Source organism: Salsuginibacillus kocurii DSM 18087, from assembly GCF_000377705.1.
In the GTDB taxonomy this organism is placed as follows: domain Bacteria; phylum Bacillota; class Bacilli; order Bacillales; family Marinococcaceae; genus Salsuginibacillus; species Salsuginibacillus kocurii.
In genome coordinates, this window is record NZ_KB898627.1 from 163,922 (window position 1) to 182,117 (window position 18,196).

Here is an 18,196-nt window from a genome sequence, read left to right on the forward strand (position 1 = left end):
AAGCCTTCAAACAGAACATAATTTCTGAATGAAGGCTTCCTTACTGAGAAAATTGAAGTGTATTAACGTAAAATCGCTTGTATCTATCGTATTTCCCCATCTCTGGATAGACTTCTTTCAACCGCAATCTATCACATATGGACCTCTACTTATTGTTTTTCTTTTTTGGAATAAAAGGATTTTGCTTGGGCCAAGCACCAAATAAAATCCAGCCACCTTTCATATACTTTAAGACTAGCGTCACAAAGAACCAACTGATAAAGAGTGCTGCGAGAAACCCTCCCGCAATCCATAGATTAAACGCTAACGAGGACGGATCATTGAATGCCCCGGTTAAACGATATATATGCAAAATCAGCGGGTGAAACAAATAAATGCCAAATGAAACAATTCCTAAATGAACAAGCGTATTCACAATCTTCCGAGGCCAGGAACTATAAATCCAATAGGAAATCTGTAGGAGGATAATAGCCGTCGGAAGTGTATGCATATTCCAAAATAACGTGTAGAGCCGAGAATCAAACCATTCTCCAGTAGCACGAGTCTCATAATAAATATAAATATGTCCTGTTACTCCAACCAGCCAAACAAGCCAGATCCCAGCCCATAGAAACACTTTCTTAGAAAACCAAGCTTGCTTCGTTACACGCAGCCATTCAGAGGCTTTATGATAATAAATCCCTAAAAAGGCTCCGGCAAAATAATAGCTTGTATACCAGATTGCTAAACTTCCTGTCTGTGTATACTGCAAATACATATTGTTATAGATAACAAACGCCCACTGAATCAGCAAGCCAAGCCAAAGTGCATTAACTACAGTAAAGCGGCTCTTTTTAAACCATAGAAGAAGAAGTGGAAAAATAATATAAAATTGCACACTAATAAATACAAAGTACAAATGCGGATGGGCACTTCCAGTTAATAAATCCATTCCAAACGCTTGAAGCGATTGATACCAGCTTTCTGTACCATGCCGGAAAACGGCTTGATTCATTTCAAAATAAAGTAAAGAAAATAAAAAATAAGGTAGTAAAATATATAACAGCCTGCGTTTATAAAACCGTTGAATCAAATTTTTTTCTATTGAGCGGTTAAAGTAATTATAAAATAAAACAAAACTAGTCAATAAAATAAATGTCGGCGTTCCAAATTTAAAAAACATATTTAAAAAGTTATAAACAGCCAAAGAATTCGACGGCCCCTCTATCATTGCCGCTGGATTAGAGGTAGCATGTACCATAATTACCCCTAAGATTGCCAAAGCACGAACTATAAATATTTCATTAACTGAGTCATTACTGATTTTGGCTCCCACACAAACGCCTCCTTTTTCTAACCTGCTATGTAAAGGCGAAGCATAAATCAAAGTGAATTGTATCATGTTTTTCTACGCTTAAGTAGAACATTTTCTTTGCAACTCACGCCTAGCAACTATACGTCCAAAAATTATTGAAGACAGATATAAATGTATCACGCTCATCCCTGAAAGAGAATGTAAAAACACAATTTCATATTAAATTGGACATTTTAATTCCAATAACAAAAACAGCCAAACTCGTTAACATGTGAGTGGCTGTTTTTATACTTCTACTCCTATCAATTGTGACACGGTCGAACACTACATAGAATTTTTTACTAGCAAGGATTGTCTTTCATAGTCTCCCTTTCAACGGCAGGTTGGCCGTTCCGGAAGACCATCAACGAATACAACCCAATGTTTTTTCAGACCTTTTATTACTTTTTTTCTTCAGGGAACAAAGTGTAGGACCAGCTAACCACTGTATCTAACAGAAATATTAATCCCCAGGCAATTGTGATTTGATAGATCATTGGCTCAGTGTATGGACTCATTTGAAATGAATTTCTTTGCAGCCAAGACAAATCAGTAAGGTAATGGAACCAAGGGGCATCATAGCGGCCAAACATGGTCCAAAAAACAATCTGAGCTCCCCCAAAAACTATACTGTGAATGTACCAGCTTTTTCTATTTTTACGGGCAACTTCTATTGGATCATGGGATCGGTCCATGTTTCTCTTCGGTGGTTTGGTAAGGCCTTTTTCTCCTTTCACGGTCCATTTTTTTAAGTAGCTGTCTACATTCCTAAAATCTGAAAGACCAAAGGTAAAGGCATATACTAAAAAGATAAATACCACAATTTGAAACGAAGAAATGGCTCCAGTTGCTTCATACACCACCCACCCCAACCAGGATTGAAACAAAGTAAGCACTACAAAGGCAGCCAAAAAGAAGAAACTGCTTCTCCATTTTCCCAAACCATACCGCACGAACAAAAATAAAGACATCGCCACCCAGCCTAAAATTTCTGAGAAGATAAAGAGTTCCCACTGCCATTCCACTACACCATCCATGTCTTCACGTTCCTTTACCATAGCTTGTCAATTCACTCTATGTATGGAGGGAGCGGGACATGAGTTTTAATATACTGGATACAAAAATATGAGCACAGCTAGTGGACTGTACACTGCATAATTAGGGACTCTCACAAAAGACCCAAGCAAGCACACAGCGCACCTAAAAAAGGGGCGATCTCAAAAGCCTTTGTAAAGCATTAATCAATGGAGCGGCTGCGCAGTCATACCCTTCCTTTGCGCAGTGACGAAGACGGAGTGCGGTGTCACGGCTCATTAGTGCGGCGTGAGGCGATATTAGTGCAACGTGACTTTATTCGAGTGCGGTGTCATGAGCATTGAGCGCGGCGTCACGCGTTCCCTCTCCTGTATTTGCGATATCGCAGCAGCGCAAACGGAATCACCCAGTTTTCATATGAGACGACTAACAAAAGGGGCTGCCCTTTTGAGACAGCCCCTTTTTTATCATAGAACAAACATTACATCATGCTCATAACTTATATACAGCAAGCTAGTACTCTTCATCTAATGCTTCGTCTTGAGAAAGGTCTTCTTCCTCAACGTCTTCGGGGTCGACACCTTCTTGATATTCTCCTTCACTCGTTCCATCGTCTGCTTCATCCGGGTCAGGACGATCTTCTTCTACTTCAAAATAAGCATCGAGCACCTGCCTGGCAATTGTATTTGCTAAACCATCACGGCCCCCATCATCTTCTCCATGAGCTCCGGGCACGACGACAGCAAAAGCGACTTCCGGATCGTCATAAGGCGCATAGCCTACGAGTGTTTGGTTATTTCCATCTTGTACATTACCTGCAGGGTCTTCTGCGGTAATTTCAGCTGTGCCTGTTTTGGCAGCCATTGTGTAATCAATATCATCAAAATCACTGGCAGCCGTCCCCTCTGAACCTTCCACAACAAGGCGCAGCCCTTCCTGCACGCGGTTAATTTCTCCTTCTGTTGCATCAATCCGATTCATCACTTCCGGAGAATGCTGTTTTACTACCGGTCCAATATCATCTGTATTGTTACTTGGTTCTCGCACTTCCTGGACAAGCCTCGGCTTCATACGGTAGCCATCATTAGCAATGGTTGCAATATGTTGAGTCAGCTGCAGAGGGGTATACGTATCAAACTGACCAAAGCTAAGAAAAAGAAGTTCACCTGGATTTTGAATTTCTCCTTCAATTCCATCCATTTCTTCTGGAAGGTCAACACCCGTATCTGCACCTAAACCGAGCTGGGAATAATAATTACGCAACGTTTGAAAGCCATGGTTAGTTTCTGCAAATCCAAGTGAACCTTCCTCAAATCCAGCTATCCGCATGGCTATTTCAGCCATATACACGTTTGAAGATACTTCTAGTGCCGTAAGATCATTAATCATGCCGAAATTACGCCAAGAACTAATTTCCGGAGTCTCCGGTAAATCAATCGGCTGGTCATTAATAGCGGAGCCAGGTTCAATTACTCCCTCATTAAGCCCAGCTAATATAGTCGCGCCCTTAACAGAAGAGCCCATCTCATAAGCACTTGATACCGTCCCGAGATGGTCATCATAACCTGCCATACTGAGCAGGTCCCCTGTTTGAGGGTCCATTAATACAACATAAGCTTCTTCTTCATTGATATAGGTACCTGAAGCGGCATTGACTTCTTGCTGAATAATGTTCTCAATCTCTTGCTGCAAGGCCATGTCAATGCTTAAGACTAGGTCGTGGCCGCGACTTCCCTCTGTTTCCTCAATCGACTCTTCCCCGTCCTCTTGGATAGTCTCGATCATGCCTTTTTCTCCGCGCAGGTAATCTTCATACTGATATTCTAAAAAAGTAGTACCAACACGGTCCGAGCGCTCATATCCTTTGGCTACATATTCATCTATGTTTTCACTTGGAATAGAGCCTGTCCCACCAAAGAACGATGGGAAAGTATCACCGAATGGATACGCGCGCTCTGAATCACGGAATAAGTCGACATTGTCCATATACTCAAGATTCTCACTTAATTCATGAGCTGTCTCTTCATCTATGCTCGTAATACGATGGGGGGAATAATTATATCCGCCAAGCATTTCAGCCCAGATAGCGACACTTTCCAGTTCTTCATCGTCTATATCGTTTAATTCGTCTTCACCTATCCGTTCCAGCTGTAAATCATACAATTCGTCACCTTCATTGCCAGCTGTTTCCACCTCTTCATCAGTTAGAAGGTCTTCTGCCTCATCTTCTCTTGTTTGAAGCCAATAATCTTTTATCTCCCGCTCTGTTATGTCATCTACTGATAAATCCTCTACTCCGCTGTCATCATCTCCGACTTCAATAAATTCAGCCAAACGGTGACTCACTTCAATGCGTTCTTCTTCGTTATCTGGGGTATTGGTATAAGTAACAGACATGACCAGTTCATTGGAAACCACAATATTTCCGTGCCGGTCATACATTAGTCCCCGCGGTGCATCCATTTCCGCAGTAGTTTCCTGACTTTCATTTAACATTTCTTGATACTCTTCGCCTTCTACAATTTGTAAATAACCAAGCCTTAATATCAAGATAGCAAATATCAAAAACACAAGGACAAATAATATATTTAAACGCATCGTCGGAAAGAGTCGACCGATTTTTTTACTCATGAGTAACTCCTTATATATACTAAAGTAAAATCCATTGTTCGTATAAAATTTTAGCAAAATCAAACGTGTTCGGAAACCAAGAACCTCATTATCTCTCAAAATAAAATGGCTATCCATGCGAAAAATAAAGCAGAATACGTCATGAGCGTTCAAAAGTGAGGCTCTTAACTCGTTTGCAGCCATTCAATATAGTGAATTTCTTTTTCCCTGTCTATAAAGAAAAGGTTCGATTTTTGCTTAGCGGCGTTTGATTGATATGTTAATGGCGATTATGCATCCTCCTTATGGGGAGAGAAGTTAGTCCCCTGCATCATAATGGCAGGGCTTATTTTGTGTTCTCCTTCATTCCTATTATCACCGAAATAGTCTAAAGAGCAGACCACTCCCTCCGCGCAAAAGGAGGAAATGAAACCGCTGAACAAATAAAAGCAGGAGCTTTTCTTTTCCGAGCGCTCCTGCTTGTAAATACATTTGCAATATTAATAAAAGAACATCTCTTAAGCTCGCTTCTGCTTTATGGTTTGTTTAATGGTTTAAGCGGTTCAGTTGCCGGACCATTTATTACTCCGCCATCCTTATAAAAACGGGAACCGTGACACGGACAATCCCAGGTTCCGTCTCCATCATTCCATTCGACTTCGCAACCCATATGGGTACATGTCGTATCCACTATATAAAGGGTATCATTTTCATCGCGGTACCCTCCGGCACGTTCACCATCATAAGTGACAATGCCACCTTCTCCTTTTGCTAAATCTTCTGGTTTAGTTTGAACCTTTTCCATTTTCCCTTTTACGAATTCCTTCGCAACATTTGAGTTCTCTTTCACCAACTCTTTCAAGCTTGGATCTGCCTGAAAACGTTCAGGGTTAAAGAGATCGGCATACTCATTGTCCCGCTCCAATACAAGATCAAGTAAAAGCAGAGCTGCCGTAGTCCCATGGGTCATTCCCCATTTTTTAAACCCAGTTGCTACAAAGAGGTTCTCTTGGTTTGGGGATAATTCTCCAATGTACGGAACTTTGTCCAATGTAACTAAGTCATGAGTAGCCCACTTATAAGGCATAGAAGTTACCGTAAAGTTTTCATGGCCATATGACTTTAATGCTTCATAATGCTTAGACATTTCCACCCCTTGGCCGGTTTTATGACTCTCTCCTCCAACCAGAATGAGCTCTCCATCTTCTGAAGGAGTAGCACGCAGGGAACGTTTCGGATCCTCCGCACTAATGTACATGCCCGGCGGAAACTTCTCTTCAGCTTGAATGGCTAAAACATACGATTGCTCTGGTTTCATGCGGGCAAAATAAAAACCTCTCTCATCTTCAAAAGGAAAATGCGATGCAACGATCACATATTCGCCGGTAACTTGATTATTGTCTTCGGTTACAACACTTGGGGAATCACCTGATTCAATATCTTTAGCCGTCGTCTCTTCATAAATTTTTCCGCCCATCTCAACAATTTGATCGACGAGGTAGTTCAAATAACGAAGCGGGTGAAATTGAGCTTGCTTTTCCATTTTTAATGCACCTTTAACTGGAAAAGGAAGAGGTGACTCCTCTTGAAACTCTCCCTTTATACCGAGCTTCTCATATGCTTCCAGCTCCTTTTTTAAAGAAGGCACCATATTTTCATCTGTCGTATAGACGTAAGCGTCCTCTTCGCTAAAATCACAATTAATGCCTTTTTCTTCGACTAAATCACGGATAAAAATTAATCCTTCATGGTTCGCTTCATAATAAAGCTTTGCTTTTTCTTCTCCAAAGTGTTTAATTAATTCATCATAAATAAGACCATGTTGGGCCGTTATTTTAGCAGTAGTATATCCAGTTGTTCCATTAAATAGCTTATCTGCTTCTAAGACGGTTACGTCCATTCCTTCTTTTGCTAATAAATATGCAGTGGTCAATCCAGTAATCCCGCCACCGACTATGACCGCACTTGTTTGAACATCTTCTTTAAGCGGTGGGAAATCAGGGGTTTCATCTGCCTTCCGCCAGTAGGATTCGGGTGTTTTCGGCATTGAAACCGATGGGTCAAATGAATCTGCCATGAACTTATACCTCCTCTTTTCCCAGTAGGTTGCCCGGTTCCATTCTTTTCATGACTAATGGCTGCCATTTTTATCTTACCCTTTTGTTGGATATTATCTAACGTTCTTTTAAGAGAAAGGAAAATTTCTTTGTGATGTTTTATATCAAAAATGTAGTTAAGACAAGTGGTACTTTTATATACTCAATTTAGGCTAAAGAAATAGTGGGGAGTGGCACTCTTCCTTTCATACACTATACTGAATGGAGTTTCCTACCTATACCCTTCCGCCACTTCCTGAATACGATATGGCTCTCCCCGCTTTGTTTGATTTGATTCAATGAAAGGATGGGTAAAATGAAACGAACGTCGGAAGCCTCTATCACGCTTCAAGTTGATGAAAGAACGTTTAGTGAAAACCTTACCAAGATCGCTAAACAAACGAATCAATTTGACAGTTATATTTTATTCGAATCAAATGGCCAAACGGTAAATGGTAAGAGTATTTTAGGCCTGTCATCGTTTATGACACCATCCAGATCAGTAATCCTTCGTGCTGTTGGTGAGGATTCCAAAGAAGCAGTAGAAGAGATTAAGAAATTATTGCTGACGTAAAGAAGTCTTTCATCCCCCTGTAAAATGACTGCTATTAGTAAAGACGCCTCTTTTCACAGGCGTCTTTTTATATTGAAATTCAGGCATGTCGCTTACTTCAAGCTGGTTCTTCCTTAAGCAGCCTCCCTTTGCGTTGTCTTCACTTCCGTCCATCCTTTACGATAAAAGAACACGATGAGCAGGAGGACCAAGACATGAAACTTTTACAATTAAGTACAGTAGAAGAACGCATCAAGGAACTAGAAAAGGTGACAGCTCGTTTTACTGAACGCGCTGCTGCAGAGGAAAAAGCGTTTCCTTATGAGAACTTTAAGGAGTTAAAAGACCTTGGCTATCCAGCACTTACGGTCCCTAAGAAGTTTGGAGGAGCTGGTATTTCTTTGCTTGAAATGGTACAACTTCAAGAAACGCTCGGCAAAGCCGATGGATCCACAGCTTTATCAATTGGCTGGCACATGGGTATTACCAAGCACTTGGGCGACCACAATATTTGGGAAGAGCACACCTATCAACAATTTGCCAATGACGTCTTGCACCGTGGTTCTCTCTTGAATAATGCTGCTTCTGAAGCCGGGACTGGGAGCCCTTCACGCGGCGCACTGCCTGCTACTACTGCACATTGGGATGGTTCCAGTTGGATATTAAATGGGAGGAAAAACTTCACCACCATGGCGCCAATTCTCGATTATTTTGTTGTGAGTGCTACGGTTTCAAATACAGAAGAAGTGGCAAACTTCCTCGTCCGGCGAGAATCGAAAGGACTAACAATTGAAGAAACCTGGGATTCTGTTGCCATGCAAGGAACAGGGAGCCACGACCTCGTCCTTACAGATGTAAACGTTAGCGAAAAGGGACTCGTTCAATATTTATCTCCAGGCAATAAAGGAGCGGCAGGCTGGTTGTTGCATGTTCCTGCCTGCTACCTTGGTATTGCCCGGGCTGCTCAAAGCGAAGCAATTCAATTCGCCCACAAACATTCTCCTTCTAGCATTGAAGGGGTTATCGCTGACATACCAGCTGTGAAGCAACGCCTTGGCGAAATCGAACTTAACATTTGGCAAAGTCAAACTTTATTATATGCAACAGCTCAAAAATGGGATCAAAGCACAGAAGAAGTACGACAGAGCATGAAAGCAGAGCTGGGTGCCGTGAAGTTAACGGTAGTAAATCATGCTATTCATGTAGTGGACAAAGCTATGCGTGTAGTTGGAGCAAGCAGTTTATCAGAAAACAGTCCATTGCAGCGTTATTACCGTGATGTCCGTGCTGGGCTTCATAATCCACCAATGGATGATATGACTATCCTGGCCTTGGCCGATAGAGCGAACAACAGAGAAAAGTAGGGAAGAAAAGAGGAGGGCGTTTGGTCAACGGCGCCAAGTTTGGAATTCTGTCAAAAAGTGGATTACGGATTAACGGAAATGACACGTTTCGTTTGAAACTGATTGAACCAGACCGTTCTTCACCTTTAAAAGCGTACGTGGGGCCGCGGAACCCAAAATCGCTTGGCCCTTCCGCTCTATCATCTGGTTGGTGGTTAGGTGAAGAAAGTACACTTGAGAGGGATCCAGCTGCCGCAAACCTGGATTTTCTTCCCTTTGCTCCATCCATAAATTACCTGTTATTTCGAATAGACGAACATTAAGGAAGCTACAAACCAGAAGATGGGAAGAGCTTCATATGAAAAATAACCAAAATAGCTGACATCCAAGTGCGGAGATAACATCCAAAAATATAAAAATAAAATTTGAGCAATATAAAAGCCTTTTGGTAACAATTTATGAGTAAGGCACAACACTCCATAAAACATGGCTAACCATACCAAGTTAAAGGAATACATAACAAATAATTCAAACATTTCCCTACTTCCTTTCATGATGAAATGCTTGAAACCGTCCCTAAGCTTAGCCTCAAGCTGGCCTTTGCATAAGCTCAATAAGCCAATGTTCTTTTATTTTCCATTATATGCCGCACCTTTTTTTAGTTCCCGCCCCTTTTGAATTTTAGAAAACAGCCTAAAAAACCAGGGATCACTAAATTAGTGCCCTGGTTTTTTACCCATGCCTATGAATTTGTGCCTTGTCTAAAAGGTGAGCTTAATTGCCAGCAGGTCTTGCCACCACTTCATCATTTTCTATATAAAGAACCACATTTTTTTGATCGTAATGGAAGAAATACTTTCGACTCCCAATAAAGACAACCGTGTCAACATACGCATACCCGATGGTCACCTTATGATTTTCAGGCACAACAATTTCTGTTTTAGCACCTGCTGGAGAGCCTGAAACGCCAATGTGGGCATCTTTTCCAGCAAGAAGCTGGCCGCCAATGAGCTGTTTCTCTACTCGAACGACACCTGCAGCTTGCAGCGTTGAATTCACAGACCCATGTCCAAAAATGTGAATGTCTCCACAACTAAAGACATGGCTGTTAGTTGCATAGCCGATCTTCACTTCAACATTGGCTTCAACCGGGGCCGCCGTCATTTCTAGCAAATGAATAATTTTTTTGTACCACTCCATCAATTCATCAACGGTATTGCTTGTTTTCCCTGAGTGGAGGATGAATTGATGATGCAAATAATCACGCAAGGAGTGCCACTCCCGCTCCAACGTCTTCTCATTTTCATTAATTAATTGGTTTAGTGTATTGATATCTTCAGGCAGGGAATTAAATTTTTCTTTAATTAATAAGTTCAAAAGCGCTTTAACATCTAGATTCGCATAATTTGACTCATGAAAACTTTTAGAATTGTGCAGTTGCTTTAGGGCAGATATAATATGTTTTATCTGCTCTTTAACCGGACTCAGTGCTTCCCCAATTTTTGCGTAGATCAGTTGTTGGTTACCAGCAACGACAGTGGAACGTATCACATTTTTAGATACCGTTAACGAGTGACCGGAGTGAAGGACACTTTGCTCGGCATAGCCCTTTATAAATAATTCACCATCTGCTTTCACTCGCATATTTTCTTCGACAGATCCATAAATATCAATGTCTCCGATAAAGCTTAAATTTCCTGTTTCGATATTAACGTTCTGCGAGTGAACGAGTCGGTGCATGACGCTGACCTGTACCATCTGCCCACGATTGTCTACATACGGGCGCCCATCTTCTGTCGCCACAACACGCTGTTCTTCTTCAATATAAGCTACACCTCGGCCTGCCTTCACTACGACTGGAGCTCCGTCTCTTGCCTTTACCACATTCCCGTACACATTCATTCCATCTTTTCCTGGTTCAGGTGGTTGTATGTTTGCAAGTACATGCCCCTCTTCAATATTTGGGATAAAATTAATTTCTCGATAATCAACACTGCCATCAACTTGTTCTTCCGGTTGAACTCGCTTTTTATTCACATCAACAGTGAAATCAGCTTCTCCGTTTTTGCCGTCAACCGCAGGCCTGCCCTCGGCGATTACAAATTCTCCTTCCTTCTCCACCAGCGTTGCTTCTTTGATACTTTCATAGTTTATTCCATATTGAATACGCTGCTTTTCCAATTGATTAATGACATCAGCGATTTGGAGTTCATTATTGGCTTGGTATTTATCGGTGGTTTCCAACACAAGTTGATTAGAAGGTGGTTTATTAATTAATTTTCGAATCAGGAAATAGCCAGGCGTCACTTTCAATGTGATCGAATCCCCTTCTCCGTTAACCTCCACCTTCCACTTCGTTTCAACTCGTTCATTTTCAACTTCTAAGGTAACATCGTCACTTTCTTTAACTGGACATTTCTCTTTAACTTCCTCTTCATTAACTAGTAAACGTACCCCGTCCCCTGGATAGACGATTGGAAAGGACTCCTTCCCATCTTCAGTAAACAACGTGCCATCCTTGATCCAGGCTTTGCCTCGCTTGTCTGCATCAACTAGTTCTCTTTCCCATTCAAGCACAGAAGAATTAGTGGTTAAGGTGCCTAATAATTGCTCGATAGAAGCTTCATTTTTGCTTTCGACTTCGTCTTTTAATGCTACCTTAATGACAGCAGATTGTTTCAACTGGTTTAACCAGTTCTTTTTTTCATGTTGAAGAACATCTATTTCTAATTCTTGTTCTCCAACATTATAAAATGTCTCCGCTTGTTGTACTGCTAACTCGACGGTTTCAGCTGTGAATTCCTTAAATTTGCTCATAAAAAATCCCCTCATCATTTACATTAAGAACGTAAAAGTAATGTGTAAAAAAGGGAGGGGAAAGGATCGTAGCGTCTATTCTAGTAGGCCCTGTTGTATAATTGATCTTTTGAGTCCAGAACAGGTGTCTCGATCTTATTCCCGGCGGCCAGGCTGCCTTCGTGCTACGCACATTAGGCCCTCAGCTTTGCGTCTCACCCTTTCGAATGATTTGCCCATCTTATCGGTAAAATGATATTATTAAAATATTTTATAGTATTTAAGTCTATAGTATAAATATACCCACAAGTTGTCAATCATTTCTTGTGTCTTCTGCTCGCTTCTTGTAGAAGAAAAGCGAAAAGTTTGTATTTTGAGGGGATTGGAATTAGTGAGTAAGGCTTGTTTTCCTCATGAGTGTTGCGGCAGCAACTTGCCTGAATAATATAATAGCCGGAATCAAATTTTCCCTCTGTGCTCTGCCGCTGCAAATGCTTCGATGCCGAATTACACCAATTGTTGTTATAGACTAGTTCGTACGTTCATTTCCCGGGGAATGATTCCAGGGCCTGATCGTACATTACTGATAAGATGTAGCATAATTTCGGATATTCACATGATGGTTCAAGAACCTGGGGGACGGGTGGCAACTCTAGTAAACCAGTGTTAGTGACCAATTTGAAATAACAATCCCCAGCCGCTTTGGATGACGGCTGGGGCTTGTTTGATTAAGGTGGGAGAAGAAGGAGGTTAACGCTTAGTCAAGCCTCAACTTTCCTATACCTTTGTCCGTATCGTATCTTCCATTTCAATTTGGTTGATCCGCGCTTCAACTTCTTCTTCGCTGAGCCCATGTTCTTCAACATAACGGTTGCGTGGGTGCACGCGGCATTCATGACAGCAGCCGCGCATATATTTGTGCTCATTTTCTTCCGAGCATAGAATTTGGTCATTGCAGTCCGGATTGGCACAATTAACATAGCGTTCACAAGGTTCACCATCGAAATGGTCCTTTCCGACAACTACATGCTCCGTCTGATTCACCGGAACCGTAATACGCTCGTCAAACACGTAGCACTGCCCGTCCCAGAGCTTGCCTTGGACTTCCGGGTCTTTCCCGTAGGTGACAATGCCGCCTTTAAGCTGGGCAACATCCTCGATTCCTTCATTTTCAAGCCAGCCCGAAAACTTTTCACAACGAATGCCGCCGGTACAATAAGTAAGCACCTTTTTCCCTTCGAGCATTTCTTTGTTTTCTTTGATCCATTGCGGCAATTCTCGGAAAGCTTCAATGTCCGGGCGGATGGCCCCGCGGAAGTGCCCTACATCATACTCGTACGTATTGCGGGCATCAAGAATAACCGTATCTTCCTCAAGCATAGCTTCGTAAAATTCTTTCGGAGGCAGCGCTTTGCTTGTATGCTCGCGCGGGTCAACATCCTCTTCATCTAACCGCAGCGTAACCAGCTCTTCCCGGGGGCGCACATGCATTTTCTTAAACGCATGCTCTTCAGCGTCATCAATTTTAAACACCATGTCAGAAAAACGCGGATCTTCTTGCATGTGCTCCATATATTGTTCCGTCTGTTCAACCGTACCGGAAACCGTGCCATTTATGCCTTCTTCTGCTACAAGAATGCGGCCGCGTAAGCCAACTTCCTTACAGAATTCTAAATGCTCAGCTGCAAATTCTTCCGGGTCGTCAATCGCGGTATATTTATAATATAAAAGCACCTGATAGTTGTTGTTATCAGACATCTTCGTTCACCTCTCAACTTCTTTCGAGTGCTTGTTTTCTGTTAGTATAGAAAAAAGCACAGGTATCGATACATACCATAACATAAACTGAAGCTGGGTTGAAGTTCTTTCCTCTAGGTTGTTTGAATTATGATAAAAGCTTCCTATACTGATTGTTTTAGGAAGCCGTTTGTGTATTTAATTTTAACCTTTTCCATTCCCTTTCCTCACTCTTAACTGCTCTTTTGTTCCATGGCATCCCACTCTTCATCAGTAGGCGGGTACGTTCTTTTAAGCTGAAATGACAGTAAAAGGGCAATGACAGTCAACATCCCAATAAGTCCAAATGAAACAATAGCCCCTAAGATATCCGGATTGCCAATCTCCGCATGTCCGCTGGCTGCCTGAGTTGTTGTCGTCATTGTCGTCACGAGCACAGCTGTTCCAATCGAAGCGGACAGCTGGCGAATCGTGTTTGTGACAGCTGCCCCGTGTGGAATCAGCTTTGGCGGTATTTGGTTCAGTCCGGCTGTATTCACTGGCATCATCACCATGGAAAAGCCAAACATGCGGATCGCAAACATTACTGCTAAATAAACCAGGGATGTTTCTGTATCAATAAACAAAAAGGCAAACGTGGAAATAGCCATCAAGATCAACCCAGGAATAGCCAACGCCCGCGCACCGATTTTATCAAAAATTCGTCCGGTAATTGGCGCCATTAAACCTGCAATCAAAGCTCCTGGGAGTAAGACAAGCCCTGCTTCCATCGCCGTAAATCCACGCATATCCTGTAAATATAAAGGGATGAGCGTTTCTAAGCCGATCAATCCCATGAACCCGACACTACAAATAATCGTAGACAAGGTAAAGATTCGCTGTCTGAAGACACGAAAGTCGAGCATAGGCTGTGTCATGTGGAGCTGGCGCATAATGAAAATAATAATGATAATTGTACTTAAACCGAGGACAAGGAGGGTAATTGGACTGGTCCAGCCTATGTTTCCTGCGCTTGTAAATCCATAAAGAAGGCCGCCAAATCCAAGCGAAGATAACGTAATGGAAATAGGATCAACTTTTCGATCTTTTTGGTTCGTAACATTTCTCATAACAAAATAAGCAATGACCATCATAATAAGGGCCAGTGGCAAAATGCCCCAAAACAAGAAGCGCCAATCATAATTTGAAGTTACATAGCCGGAGATCGTAGGGCCAATCGCTGGGGCGAATGAAATGACAAGTCCAATATACCCCATCGCTGCTCCTCTGCGTTCAACAGGAAAAATTAACAAAAAGACCGTCTGCATGAGTGGCAGCATCACACCTGCCCCAGCTGATTGGATAATCCGCCCTGTGATTAATTGCGGGAAATTGGAAGCCACTCCCCCGATTAACGTGCCTAACGTAAATATGCCCATTGCCGTCATGAACAGCTGGCGTGTTGTAAACTTTTCAATTAAAAACGCTGAAACGGGGATCATAATACCATTAACTAGCATGAAAACGGTAGTAAGCCATTGAGCTGTATTCGCGGTAATATTCATTTCATCCATCAACGGGGGAATTGCCGTAATCATCAACGTCTGATTCAACACAGCAATAAACGAACCTGCTATTAGTAACGCCGCGATCAATACTTTGCTGTAATTCTCTCCTTCTCCCATAGTTTAACCTCTCTCTATCTATAACTCTCTTTTTTTATTTGTGTACCTAAAAATTATACGCCTCCTTCCGAAAACTTACAAACGGTAAGAGTTCCCGAAATTAAGGACCCAGCTAAAAACGAACGACCGCTCACTTTATGTATTACATATATTCAAGAGTTAGAATTGAATTCTTTTTGTGAGATATCTATTCCCCTTTTGATAAGAAATCTCCTCACAACTGTATTAAAATATCAATAATTCAGAAAACAATAACTATGCTTACTCATAACTTCCTCTCTTTTATCGGAAGACTGCCGAAGTGTAGTTATATCTCGAAGGAGTGAAATAATGTCAATCAAAAAAGAAGCCTTAGACCTACATCGCAACTATGAAGGCAAATTAGAAATGAATGCTAAAGTTCCGGTGGAAACGCAAAAAGATTTAAGCCTTGCTTATTCCCCTGGAGTGGCTGAACCTTGCAAGCACATACATCAACAGCCCGAAGATGTCTACACCTACACAAATAAAGGAAATATGGTGGCTGTAGTCAGTAATGGAAGTGCAGTATTAGGATTGGGAGATATTGGTCCGGAAGCCTCTCTGCCAGTGATGGAAGGCAAATCTATTTTATTTAAGCGGTTTGCCAACATAGATGCTGTGCCGCTTTGTTTAAACCTTGATTCCCCAGAAGACATCATTCAAACGATCCAAGCGGTAGAGCCTAGTTTTGGAGGAATTAATTTAGAGGACATCGGCGCGCCTGATTGTTTCGAGATTGAAGAAGCCCTTAAACAAAGTATGAATATACCTGTTTTTCACGATGATCAGCACGGTACTGCTATTGTTACGTTGGCAGGTGTATTAAATGCCGCCAAATTGGTTGATAAGCCGATTGAAACATTGAATGTCGTCATTAACGGCGCAGGATCAGCCGGCGTCGCTGTAGCCAATCTCCTTCTTTCTGTGGGTGTTGCCGACATTATAATGTGTGATTCAACCGGCATTCTCTCAACAACCCGCCATAGTCGCATGACGAAAACAAAAAAGATCATGGCCGAGAAAACAAATAAGCAAAATATTGAAGGTAGCCTGCAAGATGCCGTACCAAATGCTGATGTATTAATTGGTGTCTCTCAAGGCGGGGCCTTTACAGAAGAGATGATCCAAAAGATGAACCAGAATCCGATCATTTTTGCCATGGCCAACCCTGATCCTGAAATCTGGCCGGAAGATGCCAAACGAGCAGGAGCTACTGTGATTGGGACGGGCAGAAGCGATCAAATGAACCAAGTAAATAATGTATTAGCCTTTCCTGGGGTTTTCCGCGGAGCGCTTGATAGCAGAGCAACAACAATCAATGAAAAAATGAAAATTGCTGCCGCAGAGGCAATTGCTGATTTAATTGGGGAAGAGGAACGTACTTCTGACTATATTATCCCCCCTCCTTTTGACGCTAGAGTAGGCGAAGTAGTAGCAGCTGCCGTTTCGCAAGCAGCCGTAGAGAGCGGAGTCGGACGGCCAGTGTCTTCCTCTTCTTCTACCATGAGCGAACTGGTTTAACAAGTCGGCTAGAAAGGAGAACAGCCATTATGAAGTCTCGTTCTTTTACGTCTACACAATTATGGCTTATTCTAGGCATCCTGCTTGTTGCTTTTAACCTGCGTCCGGCGATTATGGCTGTCGGTCCGCTCGTCCCACTTATTCGTGAAGATACAGGGATATCGAATAGCGTTGCAGGCATGCTAACGACGATCCCCTTGCTTTCCTTTGCTGTCTTCTCACTTATCGCTCCAAGACTTGGGATCCGCTTTGGGTCCCATGTCGCCATTTTTGGAGCACTGCTTACGCTTTTCGCTGGTATGCTGCTGCGGGCTACAGCTTTCGTGCCAACCTTATTAATTGGCACGATTTTAATTGGCACCGGGATCGCCATTTGCAACGTGTTGCTACCTAGCATCATTAAGCTAAGTTTTCCGTATAAAGTCGGACTGATGACAAGTTTGTATACAGCTGGAATGGGGTTATTTGCCAGTCTTGCCTCAGGGGTGAGCGTGCCCCTTGCTGACAACGCCGGACTAGGATGGTCAAACGCTCTCGCCATTTGGGGCGTTCTTGTCTTGGTTGCACTTATCATTTGGTTTCCGCAAATTCGGCAAAAATCCAATTCCGAGGCAAGTCCGGCCCCTCAAAAATTAACTGGAGCTATTTGGAAAGAACCTGTCGCCTGGTATGTAACATTGTTTATGGGCTTTCAGTCTTTTCTTTTTTACAACACAATTGCCTGGCTGCCTGATGTTTTGCAATCGCTCGGCCTCAGTCTCGTCTTAGCAGGCTGGATGTTATTTCTTCTGCAAATCATCTCTATTCCAGGGAATTTTGCCGTTCCTTTGATAGCTGCCAAAAGTCAGGACCAGAAGCCAATTGTTGTGGTAATTTGCAGCTTTTATATCATTAGTTTGAGCGGGCTTATTGTTTTGCCCAACCTGCCCGTTATTATAATCAGTGTGCTATTGATGGGATTTGCTCAAGGAATGGCATTTAGCCTTGCCCTTACTTTGCTAGGTTTACGAGCGTCCACCCCTCAAGATGCTTCCAGGCTTTCTGGAATGGCTCAATCGCTAGGGTACTTAGTAGCATCAATTGGTCCAGTATTCATGGGGACCCTCTATGATGTATTTTCCACGTGGCAACCTTTTTTGTACTGCTTATTCATTGTCACCTTTTTCATTTTTGCTTTCGGGTGGAAAGCTAGCAAGAACCAGTATGTTTTTGAAAAAAGCTTCTCTAGTCAAAGTGAGGCTAGATAGTTAGACACATAAAAAAGCTGTCGCTGGGACAGCTTTTTTGATGCTTATTTCAAAGGGCAGGAGGGATTAAACGTATTCAAAAGCTGCTCCACAGAAGGAAGCAGCTTTTGAACACGTGCAAGTTTAGAGGGAAAGGTATGAGAAAATTGTCGAAGTGTCCGAGAATCTTGTCGAAACGTCCAAATTGAAGGCAAAATCGTCCACTTTTTTTGCAGAAACGTCCAATTCTAGTCCTTAACA

Annotated in this window: 12 protein-coding genes and 1 riboswitch; of the genes, 4 read left to right on the forward strand and 8 right to left on the reverse strand. The window is 42.3% G+C overall.

Going from position 1 to position 18,196, the window contains the following annotated elements:
• Positions 1-145 precede the first annotated feature (145 nt).
• The 4 genes from D469_RS0111220 to D469_RS0111235 all read right to left on the reverse strand — a co-directional run bounded on the left by D469_RS0111220 (position 146) and on the right by D469_RS0111235 (position 7,055).
• The gene (locus D469_RS0111220) at positions 146-1,315 is read right to left on the reverse strand and encodes an acyltransferase (protein WP_018923491.1); all 1,170 of its coding nucleotides are present in this window, start codon (positions 1,313-1,315) and stop codon (positions 146-148) included.
• A 419-nt stretch (positions 1,316-1,734) separates the two neighbouring features.
• Positions 1,735-2,370 (reverse strand): hypothetical protein, encoded by a 636-nt coding sequence (locus D469_RS0111225; protein WP_018923492.1) that lies wholly within the window; start codon positions 2,368-2,370, stop codon positions 1,735-1,737.
• A 511-nt stretch (positions 2,371-2,881) separates the two neighbouring features.
• Positions 2,882-4,999, reverse strand: a complete 2,118-nt coding sequence (locus D469_RS20200; RefSeq protein ID WP_018923493.1) for a peptidoglycan D,D-transpeptidase FtsI family protein — start codon at positions 4,997-4,999, stop codon at positions 2,882-2,884.
• 514 nt (positions 5,000-5,513) lie between these two features.
• The gene (locus D469_RS0111235; protein ID WP_018923494.1) at positions 5,514-7,055 is read right to left on the reverse strand and encodes an FAD-dependent oxidoreductase; all 1,542 of its coding nucleotides are present in this window, start codon (positions 7,053-7,055) and stop codon (positions 5,514-5,516) included.
• Positions 7,056-7,390: 335 nt separating this feature from the next.
• On the opposite strand from D469_RS0111235, the gene D469_RS20205 reads away from it, so the two are divergent.
• Positions 7,391-7,648: an HPr family phosphocarrier protein gene (locus tag D469_RS20205; protein ID WP_018923495.1), complete on the forward strand. Its 258-nt coding sequence runs from the start codon at positions 7,391-7,393 to the stop codon at positions 7,646-7,648.
• A 194-nt stretch (positions 7,649-7,842) separates the two neighbouring features.
• Positions 7,843-8,991, forward strand: coding sequence for an acyl-CoA dehydrogenase family protein (locus tag D469_RS0111245; protein WP_018923496.1), 1,149 nt, complete (start codon positions 7,843-7,845; stop codon positions 8,989-8,991).
• A gap of 278 nt (positions 8,992-9,269) precedes the next feature.
• Here the strand turns inward: D469_RS0111245 and D469_RS0111255 are convergent, their stop codons facing one another.
• The 4 genes from D469_RS0111255 to D469_RS0111270 all read right to left on the reverse strand — a co-directional run bounded on the left by D469_RS0111255 (position 9,270) and on the right by D469_RS0111270 (position 15,167).
• Positions 9,270-9,506 carry a hypothetical protein gene (locus tag D469_RS0111255; RefSeq protein WP_018923498.1) on the reverse strand — a complete coding sequence of 79 codons (237 nt, stop codon included), beginning with the start codon at positions 9,504-9,506 and terminating at the stop codon, positions 9,270-9,272.
• Positions 9,507-9,744: 238 nt separating this feature from the next.
• Positions 9,745-11,787, reverse strand: coding sequence for a flagellar assembly protein A (locus D469_RS0111260; protein WP_018923499.1), 2,043 nt, complete (start codon positions 11,785-11,787; stop codon positions 9,745-9,747).
• A 140-nt stretch (positions 11,788-11,927) separates the two neighbouring features.
• Positions 11,928-12,013, reverse strand: a riboswitch (cyclic di-GMP riboswitch).
• Positions 12,014-12,543: 530 nt separating this feature from the next.
• Positions 12,544-13,524, reverse strand: a complete 981-nt coding sequence (gene trhO / locus D469_RS0111265; RefSeq protein ID WP_018923500.1) for an oxygen-dependent tRNA uridine(34) hydroxylase TrhO — start codon at positions 13,522-13,524, stop codon at positions 12,544-12,546.
• 212 nt (positions 13,525-13,736) lie between these two features.
• Positions 13,737-15,167 carry an MDR family MFS transporter gene (locus D469_RS0111270; RefSeq protein ID WP_018923501.1) on the reverse strand — a complete coding sequence of 477 codons (1,431 nt, stop codon included), beginning with the start codon at positions 15,165-15,167 and terminating at the stop codon, positions 13,737-13,739.
• A gap of 330 nt (positions 15,168-15,497) precedes the next feature.
• Here D469_RS0111270 and D469_RS0111275 point away from each other — a divergent pair, with 330 nt between their 5' ends.
• Together D469_RS0111275 and D469_RS0111280 are read left to right on the forward strand one after the other, a co-directional pair.
• Positions 15,498-16,709 carry an NAD(P)-dependent malic enzyme gene (locus D469_RS0111275; protein ID WP_018923502.1) on the forward strand — a complete coding sequence of 404 codons (1,212 nt, stop codon included), beginning with the start codon at positions 15,498-15,500 and terminating at the stop codon, positions 16,707-16,709.
• 29 nt (positions 16,710-16,738) lie between these two features.
• On the forward strand, positions 16,739-17,956 hold the full coding sequence (locus D469_RS0111280) for a CynX/NimT family MFS transporter (protein WP_018923503.1): 1,218 nt from the start codon (positions 16,739-16,741) through the stop codon (positions 17,954-17,956).
• Positions 17,957-18,196: the final 240 nt, after the last annotated feature.

Bases quoted from the DNA above. Each gene is read 5' to 3' on its own strand.
- D469_RS0111275 (WP_018923502.1), top strand. From the start codon at position 15,498: ATGTCAATCAAAAAAGAAGCCTTAGACCTACATCGCAACTATGAAGGC.
- D469_RS0111270 (WP_018923501.1), bottom strand. From the start codon at position 15,167: ATGGGAGAAGGAGAGAATTACAGCAAAGTATTGATCGCGGCGTTACTA.
- D469_RS0111280 (WP_018923503.1), top strand. From the start codon at position 16,739: ATGAAGTCTCGTTCTTTTACGTCTACACAATTATGGCTTATTCTAGGC.
- D469_RS0111245 (WP_018923496.1), top strand. From the start codon at position 7,843: ATGAAACTTTTACAATTAAGTACAGTAGAAGAACGCATCAAGGAACTA.
- D469_RS0111260 (WP_018923499.1), bottom strand. From the start codon at position 11,787: ATGAGCAAATTTAAGGAATTCACAGCTGAAACCGTCGAGTTAGCAGTA.
- D469_RS0111225 (WP_018923492.1), bottom strand. From the start codon at position 2,370: ATGGATGGTGTAGTGGAATGGCAGTGGGAACTCTTTATCTTCTCAGAA.
- D469_RS0111255 (WP_018923498.1), bottom strand. From the start codon at position 9,506: ATGTTTGAATTATTTGTTATGTATTCCTTTAACTTGGTATGGTTAGCC.
- D469_RS20200 (WP_018923493.1), bottom strand. From the start codon at position 4,999: ATGAGTAAAAAAATCGGTCGACTCTTTCCGACGATGCGTTTAAATATA.
- D469_RS0111235 (WP_018923494.1), bottom strand. From the start codon at position 7,055: ATGGCAGATTCATTTGACCCATCGGTTTCAATGCCGAAAACACCCGAA.
- D469_RS20205 (WP_018923495.1), top strand. From the start codon at position 7,391: ATGAAACGAACGTCGGAAGCCTCTATCACGCTTCAAGTTGATGAAAGA.
- trhO (WP_018923500.1), bottom strand. From the start codon at position 13,524: ATGTCTGATAACAACAACTATCAGGTGCTTTTATATTATAAATATACC.